Raw genomic sequence first — 19,383 nt, forward strand, 5'->3', positions numbered from 1 at the left:
GTCAGATCTCCTTCGTCGTCATCGGCCGCCGGCGCAGCCAGCGGCCCAGCAGGGCCTCGGTGGCCCGGGGGTCGCCCGTCGCCCGGTCCAGCTCCTCGAAGACCGCGGACACCAGGGCGGCGACCTCGGAATCCTCGGGCGCCCGATCGACCGCGGCCACGAACAGCAGGTCCCACCCCGGCACGTGACCCGGCCGGGCCGCCTCGTCCAGGTGCGGGCGGACCCCGTGCTCGACGTGGTGGCGCAACGCCGCCAGGTACAGGCCGCGCTTGCTGCCGAACACGCCGTAGAGGCTGTTGCGGTGCACGCCGAGCCGGGTGACCAGGTCGTCGACGGAAACCCCGTCGTAGGCCCGGCGGGCGAACAGCTCCGCTGCTGCCGCCACCACCGCGTCCACCTCGAATGACCGTCGCCGTCCCACCCCCGGAACCTAACGCTTTAAGGAACGATCAGTCAAGAACGATCGGTCAGCAAAATGGGTCCGGCCGGAGCTACCGGGTCGCGGCCGCCCCGATCGTCACGAAGAGCAACGCGTGCCGGCCGGGGGAGCCTGCACGGTGGTCAGATAAGCGGCGACCGCGTCGTTGACGCAGGCGTTGGTGCCGGAGGAGGCGAGGGTGTGCCCGTCGCCGTCGACGGCGAGCAGTCGGCCGCCGAGCGCCCGGGCCATCCGTTCGGCCCCGTCGTAGGGCGTGGCGGGGTCATCGGTGAGGGAGATGGTCAGCGTCGGGGGAAGACCGGCGACCCGGTCGGGGAACGGGTACGTGGGTTTCGGCGCGACCGGCCACGCCTCGCAGGCGTCCCTCGCCCCCGCGCTTCCCCGCCCGGGGTCGGCGAAGGGGGCCGCGCGGTGGATCCGGTCCCGGAACCCCGCGGCCTGCTCGGGACTCATCCGTTGCTCGTCCATGCAGGTGATCGCGAGGTTGGCGCTGTCGAAATCGCTGCCCCGGCCGTCCGGCTCACGGCCGCTGTAGAGCTGGTTGATCTGCGCGAAGCGCGCGGGGTTCCCCGACTGCAACTCGGTGAGCCCCTTGGAGATCCCCGGCCAGCTCTCCTTGTGGTAGAGGGCGCCGACGACGGCGTTGATGGCGTCGTCGTAGGTCAGCTGCCGCCCGTTGCCGTAGGGCACCGGCCGGTCCAGCAGCGGCCGTACGATGGTCTGGAAGCGGTCGGTGGCCCGCGCCGGGTCGGGCCCGAGGGCGCAGTCCGGGCGGGCGGCGCAGTCGGCGGCCATCTTCTCGAAGGTGGCCTGGAAACCGGTGTACTGGGCCAGCCGCCGCTCGGCGCCGGCCTGGGGGTCGACCGCGCCGTCGAGCACCATGGCCCGCACGTGCTGCGGGAACGCGGCGGCGTAGAGGGCGCCGATGCGGGTGCCGTAGCTCTGCCCGAGGAAAGTCAGCTTTTCCGGCCCGAGCGCGGCGCGCAGGCGGTCCAGATCGAGCACCGTGTCCCGGGACGCGAAGCTCTTGAGCGCCGGTTCGCCCCCCGAACCGGCAGCGCACTGCCCGGCGAGCCGGCGAGCGTCCTCGGCGCTCCAGCTTCGAGCGGAGAAGAAGAACTCGGTACGGGTATCGCCCGCGAGGTACTGCTGCGTGGTGAAGCAGCGAGCGGCCGGGGTCGAGGCACCCACTCCGCGGGGATCGAAACCGACCAGGTCGAACCGCTCGGTGACCGGGCTGTGCGCCAACGCGGCCGCCGTGGTGGCGGCGAAGTTCATCCCGGTCCCGCCGGGCCCGCCGGAGTTGAGCACCAGTGTGCCCTGCGACCGGCCCCGGGCGGGCACCCGCAGCATCGCGATCTGCCCGGTTCCAGCTTCGGGGTGGTCGTAGTCCAGCGGCACGGTCATCCGGGCGCACTGGTAGGCCGCGCCGGCGGCGAAGAGCTTTTCGTCGGCCGCGGTCTTCGCGTAGCCGCCGCACGAACCGAACTGCAACTGCTGCGTGGCGTTCTGCTGCGGGCCGGGCGCGGGCGCCGCGCACGCGCCGAGCGCGGCGGCGGCGACCAGCGCCGCGGACCCGAACCGGAACAGTCTTGCCGTTGAGGTGGACATGGGCCCACAAGACACCCGGCCGTGGCGGCACACTCAAGTCCACTGTGGTCTCCGCAACAGTGGGTCAGCGGTCTCCGGCGGGCGGCGCCGGGGTCGCGGCGCGCAGGTGCTTCGTGCTGAGGCGGAAGGCCCACACCACGACGAGCGCGGCCAGCACGGTCAGCGGCGTGCCCATCGCGACGCGGGCGATCCCCAGCCCGCCGGTGCTTTCGGCCAGGTAGAGCCACTGCTGGATCACGAACCGCGCGCCGAAGACCAGCGCGGCGGCCAGGGTGGCCAGGTCGTTCGCGCGCAGCACGGCGCGGTCGGCGCGCCAGGGGTGGTGGCCGCCGTGCACCGCGTTCCAGACGACGCCGGTCAACGGGCGGCGTACCAGCAGCGAACCGGCGGTCACCACGAACCCGGCCAGCGACGCCCAGATCCCGAGCACGAAGAAGTCGCGGGCCGAACCCGTCCAGGCCACGATCCCGGCCGCCACCGCCACCCCGATCACGCTGCCGAGGGCGGAGAGCAGGCGTTCCCCTCGCCAGAGCCGGAACACCAGCAGCGCGAGACCGGTCCCGAGCGCGATGCCGATCGTGAGCGGCAGGGACAGGAAAGCGTTGGCCGCCACGAACACCACCACCGGCACGGTGGAGTAGACGAATCCCAGCGGGCCGCCCAGCTGGTCGAGCACGGTCTGCTTCCCGTCTTCACGGCGCTCAGGGGTGGAGCTCATCGATCCTCCGTCGGTCATGGGTGCGAAGGACGATCGAAACGCGTGACGTAGCGGCACACTCAACCCGAAACGCTCGATCTATGTTCCGCATCACTTTTCGTTGACAATGCCGCAACGGCGCAGTGTTGGCTGAGCCGATGAGCTGGAGCACCCGCGAGATCGCCGAACTGGCCGGACTCAGTCTCCGGGCCGTGCGGCACTACCACGAGGTCAACCTGCTGGACGAGCCCGAGCGCCGCGCCAACGGCTACAAGCAGTACGGGGTGGCGCACCTGGTCCGGCTGCTGCGGATCAAGCGCTTGGTCGACCTGGGATTCTCGCTGGACCGGATCGCGGAAACCATCGACGAGAGCGAGCACCCCGGGCAGGCGCTGCGCACGCTCGACGCGGAGCTGGCCGCGACCATAGAGCGGCTGCAACGGGCCCGCCTCGAACTGGCGGCGATGATCGACCGGCGCGCGCCGGCCGATTTGCCGCCGGAGCTGACCCCGGACGTCGACGCGTCGCTGTCGAAGGCCGACCGGTCGCTGGTGCTCGTGATGACCCGCTTGATGGACGAAGGCCAGCTCGAGGCCTACGGGGAGATGCTGCGCACCCTGCCGGCCCATCCGACCAGCCGCGAGTTCGACGAACTGCCCGCCGACGCCCCCGGGGAACTCCGCCGCGATCTGGCCGGGCGCATGGTGCCCTACCTGCGCCGGCTGTACCGGGACCACCCCGATCTGCCGGACCTGTACGCCCACGCCCCCAAGGGGGCGAAGTTCACCCGGCAAACCACCGAAACCGTCATGCGCGAGCTGTACAACCCGGCCCAGCTGGAAGTCATGTACCGAGCCCAGGAAATGCTTTCCGATTCACCGCCTCACCCCGGGTGAGGCCGCCGCCGGTCGCGGGCGTCCGGCTCGATTCGGGGCGTCCGCAGTGGACAGTGCGGTTTTGCTTCATGCGCAACGAATTCTGACGGTGGGCCGGGTGTGGCGGGCGACCGCCGCCCGCCTCCCGGGGGGATTCGGTGCCGGTCACCGCTTCAGCACGGCTCGAACAGCACGGGCACTTCACGGGGGCTGCGCAGCTTGGGACCCAGCGTCCAGGCGAGGTCTTCGGCGGGCTCGGCCAGCCTGAGGTCGGGCAACCGGCGGAACAGCAGCTCCAGTGCCACTTCCCCCTCCAGCCGGGCCAGGGGCGCGCCGACGCAGAGGTGGATCCCGTGGCCGAAGGCCAGGTGCGACCGCCACTGTTCGACGGTGAACCGTTCCGCGTCGGCGAAGCGGGCCGGGTCGCGGTTGGCCGCGGCGAGGGAGATCACCACCGCGTCGCCCTTCTTGATCGTGGTGTCGCCGAACGTGAGGTCTTCGATGGCCCAGCGGTTCACCGACGTCTGCACCGGCGAGTCGTAGCGCAGCGACTCCTCGACCGCGATCTTCCACGGCAGTGAACCGTCCAGGAGCTTCGCCAGCTCGTCCGGGTGCTGGAGCAGGCGCAGCCCCGCCGCCGCGATCAGCGGGCCGGTGCTGACCATGCCCGCGCCCAGCAGGACGTAGAGCATGCCCTCAAGCTCCGCTTCGCTGTGCACGATCCCGCTTTCGCGGCCCTCGATCATGATCGTCGTGACGTCGTCGTCGCGGTGGTGGCGCTTGTACTCGATCAGGTCGCGGACGTAGGCCATCAGCTCGTCGGTGGCCGGGCCCCCGCCGTAGGGGGCTTCGGTGTAGCCGGCCACCAGGAACCGGTCGATGCAGCGGCTGACCTCCAGCCGCTGGTCCTCGGGGATCCCGTAGTAGTCGTGGATCACCGCCCACGGGATCGGCCAGCTGTAGTCGGCCACCAGATCGGCCCGGCCCCGCCCGGCGAAGGCGTCGATCAGCGCGGTGCACGTCTCGATCACCCTCGGGCGCAGGCGTTCGGTCGCCCCCGGGCTGAGGATGGGGCTGACCAGGTGACGGAGCCGGGTGTGGTCCGGCGGGTCCTTGCCCAGCAGGTCACCGTGGTCCTCGGGGCCGTGGCCCGGCCTGCCCGCGTGCCGCCGGTCGTGGCTCAGCCGCCGGTCGGCCAGGCACGCGCGAGCATCGGAGTGGGTGGTGACGAGCCAGACCGTGCCTTCACCGTCCGGGCCCGGCACCGTCGCCACCGGCATGGCTTCGCGCAGCCACGCCAGGTTCTCGTACGGGTCCGGATCACCGGGCCCCTCCCGCGAGACGAAGTCCGGCAACCGGACGTGCGCCATGGCGAATCCTCCCCCGCTGGTTCTGCCCGCATTCGAGTGGTGCTGCCCGGAAAGCCGTCCCGGCTGGAAATGTCGCGCTCGAGCACATCGGTTCGCGGCGAATCTTGTCGGCTTTTCAAGACCTACCAGTGTCTTCCCATCCGGGCAAGGAAGTTGATTCGAACGGCGGAGGAGGATTGTCGGTCCTCGATGAAATTGGCCGGACGTTGGTTGACAGAGCCCGGGTCCTGGGCCACTCTGGGATGAAGTGCGACGGTGGCGATCACCATCGGATAATAAGATTTACGTTGTCGCACAGTGGAAACTGGGGAAGCAGGGGCAGCGGGGATCAGCGGGGGCAGTGGGGTTACCGGGGCGGGGCGATGGGGCTGGGCCGTGCTCGGCCCGTTCACCGAAATGGACCAACCGGCCGTCGGTCGCCGATTGCCTTCCCGGTCACGATCCGCCGGTACCGGTGTTGTCCCGTTATTCGGAAAACGGATTCTACGGTGCGTGCGCATCGGTGGAAGGACAATTCTTTTCGTGGCCGTTTCCGGTCGGGTGGCGACCGGTGAGGGGGAGGGGACTGGGATGACCGCCGGCCAGACCGTGCTGGACCGGTTCGCCGAGCAGGCGGCCGCGCGCCCGTCGGCGCCCGCGGTGGCGTGCGGCGCCGACCGGCTGACCTACGCCGAGCTGGAGACCCGTTCGACCCGGGTGGCCGCGGGGCTGCGGGCCCGCGGCGCCGGCCCGGAGTCCCGGATCGGCCTGTGCCTCGAGCGGACCGCCGACCTCCCGGTCGCGATGCTGGCGATCCTCAAGACCGGCGCGGCCTTCGTCGCGCTCGACCCCGCCCATCCGGCCGATCGGCTGCGCCGGCTGGTCGAGGATTCCGGTGCGGACTGCGTGATCGCCGAGCCGGGGGCCGCGTGGGCCGGGGACACCACCGCGGTGACGGTCGAAGCCCTGGCCCGCACCGAAAACACCGAGAACGGCAGCCCACTGCCGCGCGCTCGCCCGGGCAACGCGATGTACGTGGTGTTCACCTCCGGCTCCACCGGCCGGCCGAAGGCCGTGGTCATGACCCACGGCCCCACCGCGCGGCTGATGAGCTGGGCCGCTCGCCGCTACGACCTCACCGGTCCGGTGCCGCAGTACTTCCCGGTGACCTCGGACGTCTGCGCGTACGAAATCTTCTCCACCTGGTGGGCGGGTGGCTGCGTGGTCGTCGTCGAGGAGGACGATCGCTACGACGCCGCCCGGCTGGCCGGGCTGATCCGCCGCCACGGCGTCGCCACCGCGCTGCTGCCCGGCGCCGTGCTCGCCGACCTGGCCGCGCATAGCGCCGCCGACCCGGACGCGGTCGCGACGCTGCGCCAGCTGGTCACCACCGGCGACCGGCTCACCGTCGGCGACGACCTGCGCCGCCTGTGCCGCGGGGTGACCCTCGACAACCAGTGGGGATCCACCGAGGTCAACGTGGTCACCGCCGGCCGGCTCAGCGGACCGGCCGACGCTTGGCCGGGCACGCCGTCCATCGGCTCCCCCGTGTCGGGCGGGCGGATCCACGTGCTCGACGAGCACCTGAACCGGGTGCCGGTCAACGTCGCCGGCGACCTCTACGTCGGCGGCGATCAGCTCGCCCGCGGCTACCTCGGCCGCGGCGACCTCACCGCCGCCGCGTTCCGGCCCGACCCGTACGCCCCCGCTCCCGGCGCCCGCATGTACCGCACCGGCGACCGGGGCCGCTGGCGGCCGGACGGCACGCTGGAATTCCTGGGGCGCGGCGACTTCCAGGTGAAGGTGCACGGCTACCGGGTCGAACCGGGTGAGATCGAGGGCGTGCTGCGAGCCCATCCCTCGGTCGCCCGCGCCGCGGTCGTGGCCCGGCGGAGCGCCCACGACGTCCGGCTCGTCGCCTACGTCACCCCGCGTGAGTCCGAAGTGGACACCGCCGGGCTGCGCGAGCACCTGCGCGGCGAGTTGCCGCAGCACATGGTGCCGGCGGTCGTGCTGGCGCTGGCGGAAATGCCGCTGACCGCCACCGGCAAGGTGGACCGGGCGCGCCTGCCCGAGGCCGGTGCGGAGCCGGCGCCGGTGCGCACCGAACCACGCGACGACGTCGAACGGCAGATCATCGAGGTCTGGAAGACCGTGCTGAAACGCGAAGGCATCGGCCCGGAGGACGACTTCTTCTCCCTCGGCGGTCATTCGCTGCTGTGCGTGCAGGTCGTCGCCCGCATCGGCCGCGCCTTCGACGTCGAGCTGCCGCTGCGGGCCATGTTCACCCACCGCACCCCGGCCGAGTTCGCCGAAGTGGTGGCCGGGGCCCGCGCCGGCGGGCAGCCGAAGCTCACCCGGCAGCCGGCCGGGAGCCCCCGGGTGCTGTCGTTCGCGCAGCAGCGGCTGTGGTTCCTCGACCAGTTGCAGCCGGGCATGACCGCCTACAACCTGCCCCGCGCGCACCGCCTCCGCGGTCCGCTGGACGCCGGGGCGCTGCGGCGGGCGTTCGAAACCATCCTCACCCGGCATTCGACGCTGCGCTCGCACTTCGAGGAGGTCGACGGCGAACCCGCGATCGTGCTCGCCGCCCCGGGCGGCATCGCCGTCGAGAGCATCGACCTCTCCGGCGAGCCGGAGCCCGAGCGGGCCGCGCTGGAACTGCTCCGCGGCCGCGCGGAAACCCCGTTCGACCTGGCGGCGGGCCCGCTGGTGCGGGTCGCGCTGGTCCGGCTCGCCGACGAGGACCACATCCTGCAGACCGTCATCCACCACGCCGTCTACGACGGCCTGTCGCAGCAGATCCTCAGCGAGGAGCTGTCCCGCGCCTACCGGGCGGAACTGGCCGGCGAACCGCACGAGCTGCCCGAGCCGGCCGTGGCGTACACCGACTACGCGGCCTGGCAGCGCGCCCTGCTCTCCGGGGACGCGAGCGCCGACCAGGCGGGCTACTGGCGGACCAAGCTCGGCGGCGCGCCCGCGGTGCTGGAGCTGCCCGCCGACCGGCCACGCCCGCCGGTGCCGACCTACCTGGGCGCCGCGGTGCCGTTCTCGGTCCCCGCCGAGGTGGTGGGGCGGCTGCGGGAGATCGCCAACGAGCGGCAGGCCACCACGTTCATGCTCACGCTGGCCGCGTTCCAGGTGCTGCTGGCCCGGTACGCCCGGACCGACGACCTGATCGTCGGCTGCCCGGTCTCCGGCCGCAGCGAACCCGAGCTGGAGGACCTGGTCGGCTTCTTCGTCAACTCGATCGCCCTGCGGGCCCGGGTGTCCGGCGCGCAGCCGTTCACCGGGCTGCTGGACCAGGTGCGGGAGACCACCCTCGACGCCTTCGCCCACCAGGACCTGCCCTTCGAACAGCTCGTGCAGGTGCTGGCGCCGCCGCGGGACCTGAGCCGCAACCCGGTGATCCAGGTGTGGTTCCAGCTGTTCGAAGCCGAGTCGCTGGACCGGTTCGACCTCTCGGGGCTGTCGGTGTCGGAGTTCCTCGACCTCGACACGGCCACCACCACCCGCTTCGACCTCGAGCTACAGCTCCAGGTGGCCGCCGGCGGCGGGCTGAACGGCCAGGTCGTCTACGCCACCGGCCTGTTCGACGAGGCCACCGTCCGCCGCTTCGCCGAGCACTACACCACCCTCCTCGCCGCCGTCGCTGCCGATCCCGCGGCCCGCGTCGAAGAACTGGCCGTGGCGACCGCCGGTGAACGCGAACAGGTGCTGGGGAAGTGGAGCGAGCGCGCGGGCGGTGTGCTCGTGCTCGACGACCGGCTCGAACCGGCGCCCGTCAACGTCCCCGGCGACCTCTACACCGCGGCCGAGACGGACGCGGAACCCGTTGCGGTGCGCGGGAAGTCCTACTACCCGGCCGGGGAGCTGGCCCGGTGGCGGGCGGACGGGTCGCTGGAGCGGCTCGGCCGGCCCGGCCGGCTGCTGCGGGTCCGCGGCTACCGGCTCGACCTGGCCGAGGTGGAAGCCGTGCTGCTGGAGCACCCGGCGATCGCCGCCGCGGCCGTCACCGCGCACGACACCGAGGTGGGCGTCCGCCTGGCCGCCCACCTGGTGGCCGCGGCGGGCGAGACCGTGCCCGAGCCCGCGCCGCTGCGCGACTGGCTGCGCCAGAGCCTGCTCGACCAGTTCGTCCCGCAGGCGTTCACCGTGCTCGACGAGCTGCCGCTCACCGCCTCCGGCGCGGTCGACCTGGCCGCGCTGCCGGAACCGGACCTCGACGTGGCGCACGTGGCGCCGCGCGACGACACCGACCGCGAGATCCTGGCGCTGTGGTGCGAACTGCTCGGCCACACCGACATCGGCATCCACGACAACTTCTTCGACGTCGGCGGCCATTCGCTGCTGGTGCCGCCGGTCGTGCACCGCATCAACAAGGCGTTCGGCACCGCGCTGCCGATGCGGGCGCTGTTCGACGCCCAGACGGTGATGACCCTGGCCGACCGGGTGCGCCTGGGCGTGGCCGGCCGGCACCTCGACCACGCCTGAAACGAAGCCACCGAACCGGGGGGAGCACATGGACGACACCGACGACATCGTGGCGGTCGGCTTCGGGCCCGCCAACCTGGCCCTGGCCATCGCCGTGCACGAGCACAACGCCGCCGCGGCACCGGGCCGGCGGCTGCGGGCGGCGTTCCTGGAGCGCCAGCCGCGCTTCGGCTGGCACCGCGGGATGCTGCTGGCCGACGCCACCATGCAGATCAGCTTCCTCAAGGACCTGGCCACCCTGCGCAACCCGGCCAGCCGGTTCACCTTCCTGACCTACCTGCACCAACGGTCCCGGCTGGTGGACTTCATCAACCACAAGACGCTGTTCCCCACCCGCCTGGAGTTCCACGACTACCTCGAATGGGCCGCGGCCGAGTTCACCGGGCAGGTCGCCTACGGCACGACCGTGACCGGGGTCCGGCCGGTGGTCGACGGTGAGCGGGTCGTCGCGCTGGACGTCGTCGCGGACGGACCGGCCGGCGAAACCGTCCGCCGGGCGCGCAACGTGGTGATCGGCACCGGCATCGAGCCGGTGCTGCCGCCCGGGGTCACCCGTTCGGCGCGGGTGTGGCACAGCAGCGAACTGCTGGGCAACCTGGCCGGGCCGGAGGGCCGCGCCGCCGCCCGCTTCGCGGTGATCGGCGCCGGGCAGAGCAGCGCCGAAGTGACCGCGTACCTGCACCAGCAGGTCCCGGACGCGCAGGTGCACGCCGTGTTCTCCCGCTTCGGCTACAGCCCGGCCGACGACACCCCGTTCGCCAACGGGGTGTTCGACCCGGCCGCGGTCGACGAGTTCTTCGTCGCGCCGGAGTCGGTGAAGGAGAAGTTCCGGTACTACCACGGCAACACCAACTACTCGGTGGTGGACATCGAGCTGATCGAGGACCTCTACCGCCGGGTGTACCGGGAGCGCGTGGCCGGCCGGCCACGGCTGCACCTGCACCACCTGTCCCAGGTGGCCCGGGTGGACGAACGCGACCGGAGCGTGGTGCTGCAGGTGCGGGCGATGGCCGAGGAGACCGTGCACGAGCTGGAAGCCGACGTCGTCGTCTACGCCACCGGCTACCGGCCGATGCAACCGGGCGCGGTGCTCGGCGAAGCGGCCGAGCTGTGCAAGCGCGCCGGGTCCGGGCAGTTCCGGATCGAGCGGGACTACCGGATCACCACCGGCGACAACGTCCACTGTGGAATCTACCTGCAGGGCGGCACCGAGCACTCGCACGGGCTTTCTTCGTCGCTGCTGTCCACCTCCGCCGTGCGGGCCGGGGAGATCGTGGATTCGGTCGCGGCCGGGCGGAAGGAGCGGGCCGGTGTTCGTTCCTGAGATCTACCGGGCGCCGGACCCGGCGTGGCTGATCGAGCTGGTGCGGGCGCACCCGCTGGCGATCCTGGTCACCCCCGGCCCGGCGGGCCCGCTGGCCACCCACCTGCCCATCGTGTTCGCCGCCGACGTCGACGGGACCGAGCCGCCGGGCACCCTCGCGGGGGCCACCCTGTACGGCCACCTCAACCGGGCCAACCCGCACTGGCCCGCGCTGGCCGGCGGCGCGGACGCGCTCGTCGTCTTCCACGGCCCCCACGGGTACGTGTCCCCGGCGGTCTACGGGACCACCCCGGCTTCGCCGACCTGGGACTTCACCGCCGTGCACGTCCGCGGCGCGCTGCGCCCGCTGACCGGCTCCGCCCACACCATGCGGATCGTCCGGGCGACCGCCCGGGTCCTCGAAGACCGCTTCGGCGCGGGCTGGGACCAGACTTCCTCACGGGGCTATTTCGGCACGCTGCTGCCCGGGGTGGGGGCGTTCGAGGTGGCGGTCACCACCGCGGACGGCATGTTCAAGCTCAGCCAGGAACAGGAGCCGGAGGTCTGCGACCGCGTCGTGGAGTCCTTCGCCGGCAGCGACCACGGCCTGCACCGCCGGCTGGCCGCGCTGATCGCCCGGGCCGCCCGCGCACGGATCGGGGTGGGCCGGCGATGACCGCCCTCGGCGTCCGCTTCGCCGCCCGGGTGGCGTCGGCCCCGGACGCGATCGCCGTCGTGGACGGCGCGACGAGGATCACCTACGGCGAGCTCGCGTCCCGAGCCGCCCGCCTCGCCCGCCGCCTCGCCGGGCTGGGCGTCGGCCCGGAGGTGGTCGTGGGGGTGGGCCTGGCCCGCGGGATCCCGGCCATCACCGCGCTGCTGGCCGTCCTCGAAGCCGGCGGGGTCTACCTGCCCCTGGACCCGGCCCACCCGGACGCGCGGCTGAGGAGGATGCTCGCCACCGCGGGGGCCCGGCTGGTCGTCGGCCGCTCGCCCGATCCGCGGCTGCCGACGCTCGACGTTCCCGACGGGTCCGACGGGTCCGACGGGTCCGACGGGTCTGGTGCGTCCGATGTGGACGGTACGGGGGGTGGCCCACGTCCGGCGCACCGGGACGGCCTCGCGTGCGTCCTGTTCACCTCCGGCTCGACCGGAGCGCCCAAGGGGGTCGGGCTCGGTTCGCGGCCGATCGAAAACGTCGCCGACTGGGCGATCGCCGGCTCGGCCGGACCCCTGGTGTGCGCGCACCTGTGCTCACTCGGGTTCGACATGTCGCTGCAGGAGATCTTCGGCACCCTGCTCGGCGGGGGACGGCTGGTGGTCGTCGACGAAGACCGGCGCCGGGACCCCTACCTCCTGATGGACCTCGTCGCGGCCGAGGGCGTCGAACGGCTCTACCTCTCGCCCGGATTCCTGCAGCAGTTCGCGAGCGCCTACCTCGCCCGCGAGCGCACACCCGACCTCGGCTCCCTGCGGCACGTCGTCGCGGCCGGCGAGCGGCTGTGCGTCACCGAGGAGGTGCGGCGATTCTGCGCCGCCACCGGCGCCCGCCTGGAGAACCAGTACGGCCCCACCGAAACCCACCAGGCCACGGCCCACCCGCTCCCGGGCGCGCCGGCGGACTGGCCGGGCGAGCCGCCGCTCGGCCGGCCGATCCCCGCCACCGCGGTGCACCTGCTCGACGAGCACCTGAACCCGGTGCCGGACGGGGAACCGGGCGAGGTGTACATCGGTGGCCGCGGCGTGGCCCGGGGCTACCTCGGCCGGCCGCGGCTGACCGCGGCGAAGTTCCGGCCCGACCCGTTCGACGGCGCGCCCGGCGCCCGCATGTACCGCACCGGCGACCGCGCCCGCCGTGACCGCGGCGGCCGGCTCGAATTCCTGGGCCGGTTCGACAGCCAGGTCAAGGTCCGGGGCTTCCGCGTGGAGCCCGGCGACGCCGAAGCCGTGCTCGCGGCCTGCCCCGGGGTCGCGCAGGCGGTCGTGGTGCCCCGCGAGGACGCCGGGGGGTCCGTACGGCTCGACGGCTACCTGCTGCCCGCCGGGCCCACCCCCGACCTCGCCGCGGTCCGGGCCTTCGCCGCGCACCGGTTGCCGGACTACCTCGTCCCGGCGACGCTGCAGGTCCTGGACGTCCTGCCGCTCAACCGCAACGGCAAGCTCGACCGGGAGGCGCTGCCGCGGCCCGTGGCCGGGCGCCGTCCGGCCACGCCGTACGTCCCGCCGGTCAGCGACCAGGAAGCCGTGCTGTGCCGCCTGATCGCCGAGGTGCTCGGCGCCGGCCGGGTCGGAGCGGTCGACGACTTCCTGGAACTGGGCGGCAACTCGCTGCTCGCGACCCGGCTCGTCACCGCGCTCGTCGGCGAGTTCGGGGTCGAGATCGAAGTCCGGTCCGTGTTCGACGGGCGTACCCCGCGGGCCCTCGCGGCCGTCGTCGAGGACGCGCTCGTCGCCCGCGTGCGGGCGCTCAGCGCCGCTGAGCTGAGCACCGCGCTGGCCACCGGGGAGGGTCCGTGCGAGTAGGGCTGCTCATCCTGCCCGCCCAGCCGTGGCGCGAAACCGCCCGGCTGTGGCGCACCGCCGAAGACCTCGGCTTCGACCACGCCTGGGTGCACGACCACCTCTCCTGGCGCGACCTGGCCGGCCGGCCGTGGTTCGCGGCCGTCCCGACCCTGGCCGCGGCGGCCGCGGTCACCACCCGGATCCGCCTGGGCACCCTCGTGTGCACGCCGAACTACCGCCATCCCGTGCCGCTGGCCCAGGAAGCCGTCGCGCTCGACGACATCTCCGGCGGCCGCCTCGTGCTGGGTCTCGGCGCCGGGGTCGACGGACCCGACAGCCGCGTGCTCGGGCGGCCCCGGCCCGGCCGGGACGAGCGAGCGGCCCGGTTCGCCGAGTTCACCGCCCTCACCGACCGGCTGCTGCGCCAGGACGTCACCGACTTCACCGGCGAGCACTACCGGGCCGTGGAAGCGCGGCTGACACCGGGCTGCACGCAACGGCCGCGAGTGCCGCTGGCCGTCGCGGCACCGAGCCCCCGCACCATGCGCGTCGCCGCGCGCCACGCCGACACCTGGATCACCAACGGCCACACCCCCGAGCCGGGGCTGCGCGCCGCGGTCGTGGACGTCGAGACCGTGCGGGAGCAGTCCGAACGCTTCACCGACGCCTGCCTCGCCGAGGGCCGCGATCCCGCCGAGCCCGCCCGCCTGGTGTTCCACGCCGACCGGACGCGCTCCGCGCTGGCCTCGGCGGGCGAGTTCGCCGAGCTGGCCGCGGCCTACGCCGAAGCGGGCCTGAGCGACCTGGTCGTGCCCTACCCGAGAACCGGGCCACCCCACGTGGCCGACCCGGCGGTGCTCGAACGCGTCGCCGCCGACGTCCTGCCGGACCTGCGGCGCCGAACGGAAAACGGTGAACGGAAAGCGTCGAACGCGAAGCGCTGAGCAGAAAGGGTGCAATCCCGCCATGTCCGTGGAGAACCAGACGACCGACACCCGGATACCCCGGGCGCTCGTCCGCTACTACGCCGGCGTCCGGACGGCCATGCGCCGGGCCGCGGCCCGCCGCGCCGGACGGGACACCCCCGCGGTGGCGCTGGACCTGCCCGAGCACCCCAGCGAGGACTTCCGCCGCTTCGCCGACGTCACCGACATCGGCCTGACCGAGGTCGATCCCGGCCTGCACCTGCTGGACCTGATGCGCAACCCCGGTACCCGCACCACGAAGTCCGTGGCGTCGCTGACCATGGTCGCCCGCGCGGTGCACCACATCCGCACCACCGGCGAACGGCTCGTGCTGCTCACCCCCACCTCGGGCAACAAGGGCACGGCCCTGCGCGACGCGGTGGCCAGGGCCTACGCCAGCGGGCTCGCCACCCCCGACGAGCTGCGGCTGGTAGTGGTGGTGCCGGCCGCCTCGCGGGCCAAGCTGCGCGGCGGGCCGCTGTCGGCGGACCCGCAGCTGCGCGCGGCGAACCCGGTGGTGGTCGCGGCGGTCGAGCGGCCCGCCGGGGTCAAACGGCTGGCCACCGACGTCCTCGCGCAGGTGTCGCCGTGGCTGGCCGGCAAGACCGGTTTCACCTGCTGGTACACCCTGGACCTGGACAACTACCGGGCCGCCGACGTCGTCCGCGCGTTCGTCGAGGCCGAGCTGGCGCCGATCACCCCGGACTCCCCGCCCCGCTGGCACGCCCACGCCGTCTCCAGCGGCTACGGCCTGCTGGGCTACCACTTCGGGCACGAGCTGCTCACCTCCCGCGAGTACCCCGAGTTCGCCGAACCCGCGCGCCACCCGGGGTTCCTGCTGGTGCAGCAGCTGGCCACGGCCGACATGGTGGTCAGCGCCCTCGGCCGCGAACCCCGCCCGTACGCCCCCGGCCCCGGCGGCACCTGGCGGCAGGAGGAGCCGGCCGACCCGGCCTTCCCCGCCGTCACCGACGACCCCGGCGAGGTGCTCGACGCGACGTTCTACACGAAGAACCCGCCGACCTCGGCCGAGATCGACCCGCTCATCGCCCGTCACGGCGGCGGCGGGATCGTGGTGTCCCGCCGGGAATGCCTGGACCGGTTCGGTGAGGTCCGCTCGCTCGCCGCGAACGCCGGGATCGGCATCACCGCCGACCCGGCCCTGATCCGGGAGTGGTCGCTGGTCAAGGTCCTCACCGGCGTGCTCCTCGCCCGCGAGCGCGGCCTCGTCCCGGCGGGCACCGAAATCATCGCCCACGCCTCGGGTTACTACACCGACGAGCTGGTGCCGCCGCTCGACCCCGCCCACACGACCCCCGCGGCGAACGCCGCGGACCTGGCCGAAGCGCTGACCGCGGCGGTACTGGCATGACCGCTGCCCTGCGTGAAGCTCGCTACCGGTGGCACAACAGCACCGATCCGCGGGTCGGCGACTGGCACCGGCGCCTCGACCGGCTGGCCAGCGCGCGTCCCCGGGTGACGGTCTCGTACCCGGCCGGCGACGGACCGGTGCTGGCCTACGCGGGCATCGACGACGGGCTGCGGCACGTCCTGCCCTACGCGGAACAACGGCGGGGGGAGACCCGGCGCCGGCGCCGGCACCGGAGCACGTGGGCGCGGTTGGACGCAGCGGAGGCCGACCTCCTGTTCGTCGGGTACCTGGCCGGGAGCCCGCCCGCCCCGGCCGGGCGGGCGCAGGTCGACCTGCCGTTCCGGGTGCACCTGGTGGTGCGCCCCGGGAACGACCCCGCCGCGGTGCCGGCGCGGCTGTCGCGCAAGGCCCGCCAGCAGTACCAGCGCGAGCAGCGGAGCCGGGACCGCAGCCTGGAGGTCGCGACCGGACGCGCCGACTTCGAGTACTTCTACCACCGGATGCACGTGCCGACCATGCGCCGCCGCCACGGCGACGCGGCCCGCTCGGAGCCCTTCGCCCTCGCCCGGCACAGCCTGTTCGGCCGGGGGGTGCTGTTCTTCCTGCGCGAGCACGGCGAACGCGTCGCCGGGATGCTGTGCCGGCGCGAGCCGGGCGCGCTGGTGCTGAGGCTGGCCGGCGTGCTCGGCGGCGGCGCGGACGCCTACCGCACCGGGACCTACCTCGGGTTGTACGTGGCCATCCTGGCCTGGGCGGCGGACAACGCCGTGCCGGAGGTCGACCTGTCGGGCACGGAACCCTTCCTCAGCAAGGGGATCTTCCAGTTCAAGCGCAAGCTGCACCCGCTGGTCCGGCTGCCGGCCAACCACTTCGCGGGCAAGCGGCTGCGGTTGTGCGTGCGCCGCGACACCCCGGCCGTGCGCGATTTCCTCGTCGCCAACCCGGTCCTGGTGCCCGCGGGCCGCGGGTTCGAGGCGTGGTACTTCCGCGACGCCGGCCGCGCGCCCCGGCTCGACCTGCAGTGGCGGACCGAAGGCGTGCACGGGCACCGGATCGTCGACCTCGGCGGGTTCCTGGGAGGTGCGCCGTGTGCGGCATCGCCGGCTGGATAGCGTTCGACCGGGACCTGACCCGCGAACGGGACACCGTCGCGGCGATGACCCGCACCCTGCACCGCCGCGGTCCCGACGGCGAGGGCGTGTGGCTGTCCCCGCACGCCGCGCTCGGCCACCGCAGGCTCGCCGTGCTCGACCTCGAAGGCGGCGCCCAGCCGATGGTGGCCGCCGGGCCCGCCGGGCGGCCGGTCGTGCTGGTCTACAGCGGCGAGCTGTACAACTTCCGCGAACTGCGCGCGCGGCTGCGCGGGCTCGGGCACCGGTTCACCACGACGTCCGACACCGAGGTGGTGCTGCGGGCCTACCTGGAGTGGGGCCTCGGGTGCGTGGACCGGCTCGCCGGGATGTACGCCTTCGGCGTCTGGGACGTCCACCGCGAGGAACTGCTGCTGGTGCGGGACCGGCTGGGGGTCAAGCCGCTGTACTACCACCCGCGCCCGGACGGCGTGCTGTTCGCGTCCGAGCCCAAGGCGATCCTGGCGAACCCGGGGTTCCGCCCGCGGACCCGGCTCGAAGACCTGCCGATCCTGTTCAACCCCCGCCTCGCCCTGCCCGGTGAGACGCCGCTGACCGGCCTGCACCAGCTTCCGCCCGGTCACCTCGCGCGGATCGACCGGACCGGGACGCACGTGCTGCCGTACTGGCACCTGGTCAGCCACGAGCACCCCGACGACCTCGACACGACCATCGGCACCGTCCGGGAGCTGCTGGAGCAGATCGTCGCCGAACAACTCGTCGCCGACGTGCCGCGCTGCCTGCTGCTGTCCGGCGGCCTGGACTCCACGGCGGTGGCCGCGCTCGCCGCCGCCCGGCAGCCGGAGCGGCTCAGCACGTACTCGGTGGACTTCGCCGGCTCGGCCGGGGACTTCCGGCCCACCCCGCTGCGGCCCGAGCGCGACAGCCCGTTCGCCCTCGCCGCGGCCGCGCACCTGGGCACCGACCACACCGACGTCGTCCTGGACCCGGAGCTGCTGCCGGGGGCGGTGCCCGACGCGCTGGCCGCCCGCGACCTGCCCACCCTCGGGCAGTTCGACACGTCGATGTACCTGCTGTTCCGGCAGGTGCGGGAGCGGTTCACCGTGGCGCTTTCGGGCGAGGGCGCCGACGAGGTGTTCGGCGGGTACCCGTGGTTCCTCGACCCGAAGACCGTCGGCGCGGACACCTTTCCCTGGCTGGGCAACGGCCCCCGGCTCACCGGCTGCCTGGCGCCGGACGTGCTGGCCCGGGTCCGGCCCGCCGAGGACGAGGCGGACCGCTACGCCACCCTGCTCGCCCGCGTCCCCCGCCTGACCGGCGAAACCGGGCTGGCCGCGCGGATGCGCGAAGTGCTCTACCTGAGCCTGCAGGGGCCGCTGACCTACCTGCTCGACCGCAAGGACCGGATGAGCATGGCGGTCGGGCTCGAGGTACGAGTCCCGTTCTGCGACCACCGGCTGCTGTCGTACGTGTGGAACGTGCCGTGGAAGATGAAGACCTTCGACGGCCAGGAGAAGAGCCTGCTGCGTGCGGCCGTGGCCGATCTGCTGCCCGAACCGGTGCTGCGGCGACGCAAGAGCGCCTACCCGTCGACGTTCGCCCCCGCCTACGGCGAGGCCGTGCGCCGCGAGCTCGACGCGCTGCTCGCCGACCCGGATTCGCCACTGACCCCGTTGCTGGACAAGGAGAAGGTGTACGCCCTGCGAGACCGCCGTGGTCCGCTGATGGCCGTCGCCGACACCTTGCACCTGCTGCTGCCACTGCTGGAGGTGGATCGATGGCTGCGTGCCTACGACGTCGCGCTCGGCTGAACGGCGGGCCGATCGGCCGCTCTCGCCTGGCCCCCGAAGCAGCTCTGGCCCCGGCCGGGAGCGGCGGCGAAGACGACGGCTTACGCCCAGGCCACCGGCCTCGCGGCCGGAGCCGGGGCGTCGTCGAACCGCCCTGGGGTGCGCACCAGTTCTTCGTGGTGGAACGCGATTCCCCCGTTCGGGGTGGGTTCGAGGCCGGGGCGGCGGGCCGGGTTGCCGTGGCGGGCGCCGAAGGCAAGCTGCTCGACGTGCACGCCTTCGTGACCGGGACCCAGCCGCCGGCCGAGCGCATCGGACGGCCGAAAGCGCGGCCAGTCTTCGACGGGCTCGGGAACGTACCGGACGCCCGCGTCCCGTTCGCCGAGCACGCCCGGCCGCTCCCGGCCGGTCCGGAACTCCCGCACGGAGGTGAGGCCGTGGCGCGGCCGCTCGATCTGCTCGGCGACCGGAACGCACTGCGGCAGCCGATCCCGAAAGCACCGTCGCAGCACGGCTTTCCCGGTGATCGACCGGGTTCCCCCGGGCCGGGCCGGCTCGAGAATCGGCCCGGCCGGGTCCGGCCCCAGAGCGCCGCGGTGCCGCCGGAACCGCAGGGCGGCGGGGCCGAACGGCGACATCGGGGCGAGCCGGTCGCGGTGTTCCGGCGGCTGCCGTCCCACCCCGGCGAGCGCGTCGACGGCCTTGGCGGTGGCGCGGGCGAAACCGGGCCGGGGATGGCCCGGGAGGCACGAATCGGCCCGCGCCACGACCAGTGCACCGCCCATCTGCGCCGGAGCGGAGAGCATCACTTCGGCGGCGGGCACCGACGAGTGACGGGACCGGCCGACCACGCGCACCGCCACCGGTCCGGCCCGGAGGCCGAGCGCCGCGGGCC

Annotated in this window: 14 protein-coding genes; 9 read left to right on the forward strand and 5 right to left on the reverse strand. The window is 73.5% G+C overall.

From position 1 onward, the window contains the following. Nucleotide 1: 1 nt before the first annotated feature. The 3 genes from NYF13_RS27695 to NYF13_RS27705 all read right to left on the reverse strand — a co-directional run bounded on the left by NYF13_RS27695 (nucleotide 2) and on the right by NYF13_RS27705 (nucleotide 2,768). Nucleotides 2-385: a helix-turn-helix domain-containing protein gene (locus NYF13_RS27695; protein ID WP_315660708.1), complete on the reverse strand. Its 384-nt coding sequence runs from the start codon at nucleotides 383-385 to the stop codon at nucleotides 2-4. Between the two features lie 132 nt (nucleotides 386-517). After that, nucleotides 518-2,050 (reverse strand): alpha/beta hydrolase, encoded by a 1,533-nt coding sequence (locus tag NYF13_RS27700; RefSeq protein WP_315660710.1) that lies wholly within the window; start codon nucleotides 2,048-2,050, stop codon nucleotides 518-520. Nucleotides 2,051-2,114: 64 nt separating this feature from the next. After that, nucleotides 2,115-2,768 (reverse strand): DUF3159 domain-containing protein, encoded by a 654-nt coding sequence (locus tag NYF13_RS27705; RefSeq protein WP_315660712.1) that lies wholly within the window; start codon nucleotides 2,766-2,768, stop codon nucleotides 2,115-2,117. A 137-nt stretch (nucleotides 2,769-2,905) separates the two neighbouring features. Here NYF13_RS27705 and NYF13_RS27710 point away from each other — a divergent pair, with 137 nt between their 5' ends. Continuing rightward, a complete protein-coding gene (locus tag NYF13_RS27710) occupies nucleotides 2,906-3,643 on the forward strand; it encodes a MerR family transcriptional regulator (protein ID WP_315660714.1) in 738 nt (245 codons plus the stop codon). A gap of 152 nt (nucleotides 3,644-3,795) precedes the next feature. On the opposite strand, the gene NYF13_RS27715 is transcribed toward NYF13_RS27710, so the two are convergent. Beyond that, a complete protein-coding gene (locus tag NYF13_RS27715) occupies nucleotides 3,796-4,992 on the reverse strand; it encodes a cytochrome P450 (protein ID WP_315660716.1) in 1,197 nt (398 codons plus the stop codon). 570 nt (nucleotides 4,993-5,562) lie between these two features. Here NYF13_RS27715 and NYF13_RS27720 point away from each other — a divergent pair. Genes NYF13_RS27720 through asnB form a run of 8 tightly spaced genes read left to right on the forward strand, consistent with a single transcriptional unit; the run spans nucleotide 5,563 to nucleotide 18,509 of the window. Next, nucleotides 5,563-9,465 carry an amino acid adenylation domain-containing protein gene (locus NYF13_RS27720; RefSeq protein ID WP_315660717.1) on the forward strand — a complete coding sequence of 1,301 codons (3,903 nt, stop codon included), beginning with the start codon at nucleotides 5,563-5,565 and terminating at the stop codon, nucleotides 9,463-9,465. Between the two features lie 28 nt (nucleotides 9,466-9,493). Then, a complete protein-coding gene (locus tag NYF13_RS27725) occupies nucleotides 9,494-10,789 on the forward strand; it encodes a SidA/IucD/PvdA family monooxygenase (protein ID WP_315660718.1) in 1,296 nt (431 codons plus the stop codon). Next, complete coding sequence (locus tag NYF13_RS27730; protein ID WP_315660720.1) at nucleotides 10,776-11,444, forward strand: FMN-binding negative transcriptional regulator; 669 nt, start codon at nucleotides 10,776-10,778, stop codon at nucleotides 11,442-11,444. The genes NYF13_RS27725 and NYF13_RS27730 overlap by 14 nt, the downstream gene beginning before the upstream one ends. After that, nucleotides 11,441-13,291, forward strand: a complete 1,851-nt coding sequence (locus NYF13_RS27735) for a non-ribosomal peptide synthetase (RefSeq protein WP_315660721.1) — start codon at nucleotides 11,441-11,443, stop codon at nucleotides 13,289-13,291. The genes NYF13_RS27730 and NYF13_RS27735 overlap by 4 nt, the downstream gene beginning before the upstream one ends. After that, on the forward strand, nucleotides 13,282-14,214 hold the full coding sequence (locus NYF13_RS27740; RefSeq protein ID WP_315660722.1) for an LLM class flavin-dependent oxidoreductase: 933 nt from the start codon (nucleotides 13,282-13,284) through the stop codon (nucleotides 14,212-14,214). Before NYF13_RS27735 ends, NYF13_RS27740 begins: the two co-directional genes overlap by 10 nt. A 22-nt stretch (nucleotides 14,215-14,236) precedes the next feature. Next, complete coding sequence (locus NYF13_RS27745; protein ID WP_315660723.1) at nucleotides 14,237-15,607, forward strand: DUF6002 family protein; 1,371 nt, start codon at nucleotides 14,237-14,239, stop codon at nucleotides 15,605-15,607. Beyond that, nucleotides 15,604-16,719, forward strand: coding sequence for a GNAT family N-acetyltransferase (locus tag NYF13_RS27750; protein ID WP_315660724.1), 1,116 nt, complete (start codon nucleotides 15,604-15,606; stop codon nucleotides 16,717-16,719). The genes NYF13_RS27745 and NYF13_RS27750 overlap by 4 nt, the downstream gene beginning before the upstream one ends. Continuing rightward, on the forward strand, nucleotides 16,695-18,509 hold the full coding sequence (gene asnB, locus NYF13_RS27755) for an asparagine synthase (glutamine-hydrolyzing) (RefSeq protein ID WP_315660725.1): 1,815 nt from the start codon (nucleotides 16,695-16,697) through the stop codon (nucleotides 18,507-18,509). The genes NYF13_RS27750 and asnB overlap by 25 nt, the downstream gene beginning before the upstream one ends. Nucleotides 18,510-18,589: 80 nt before the next feature. On the opposite strand, the gene NYF13_RS27760 is transcribed toward asnB, so the two are convergent. Then, complete coding sequence (locus NYF13_RS27760) at nucleotides 18,590-19,312, reverse strand: hypothetical protein (RefSeq protein WP_315660726.1); 723 nt, start codon at nucleotides 19,310-19,312, stop codon at nucleotides 18,590-18,592. Nucleotides 19,313-19,383 lie beyond the last annotated feature (71 nt).

Origin of the sequence: Amycolatopsis sp. PS_44_ISF1, from assembly GCF_032335455.1 — a bacterium.
Taxonomy (GTDB): Bacteria; Actinomycetota; Actinomycetes; order Mycobacteriales; family Pseudonocardiaceae; genus Amycolatopsis.

Excerpts from the sequence above, each read along its gene's own strand:
- NYF13_RS27705 (WP_315660712.1), bottom strand. The coding sequence starts at position 2,768 with ATGAGCTCCACCCCTGAGCGCCGTGAAGACGGGAAGCAGACCGTGCTC.
- NYF13_RS27745 (WP_315660723.1), top strand. The coding sequence starts at position 14,237 with ATGTCCGTGGAGAACCAGACGACCGACACCCGGATACCCCGGGCGCTC.
- NYF13_RS27715 (WP_315660716.1), bottom strand. The coding sequence starts at position 4,992 with ATGGCGCACGTCCGGTTGCCGGACTTCGTCTCGCGGGAGGGGCCCGGT.
- NYF13_RS27710 (WP_315660714.1), top strand. The coding sequence starts at position 2,906 with ATGAGCTGGAGCACCCGCGAGATCGCCGAACTGGCCGGACTCAGTCTC.
- NYF13_RS27725 (WP_315660718.1), top strand. The coding sequence starts at position 9,494 with ATGGACGACACCGACGACATCGTGGCGGTCGGCTTCGGGCCCGCCAAC.
- NYF13_RS27750 (WP_315660724.1), top strand. The coding sequence starts at position 15,604 with ATGACCGCTGCCCTGCGTGAAGCTCGCTACCGGTGGCACAACAGCACC.
- NYF13_RS27720 (WP_315660717.1), top strand. The coding sequence starts at position 5,563 with ATGACCGCCGGCCAGACCGTGCTGGACCGGTTCGCCGAGCAGGCGGCC.
- NYF13_RS27735 (WP_315660721.1), top strand. The coding sequence starts at position 11,441 with ATGACCGCCCTCGGCGTCCGCTTCGCCGCCCGGGTGGCGTCGGCCCCG.
- NYF13_RS27700 (WP_315660710.1), bottom strand. The coding sequence starts at position 2,050 with ATGTCCACCTCAACGGCAAGACTGTTCCGGTTCGGGTCCGCGGCGCTG.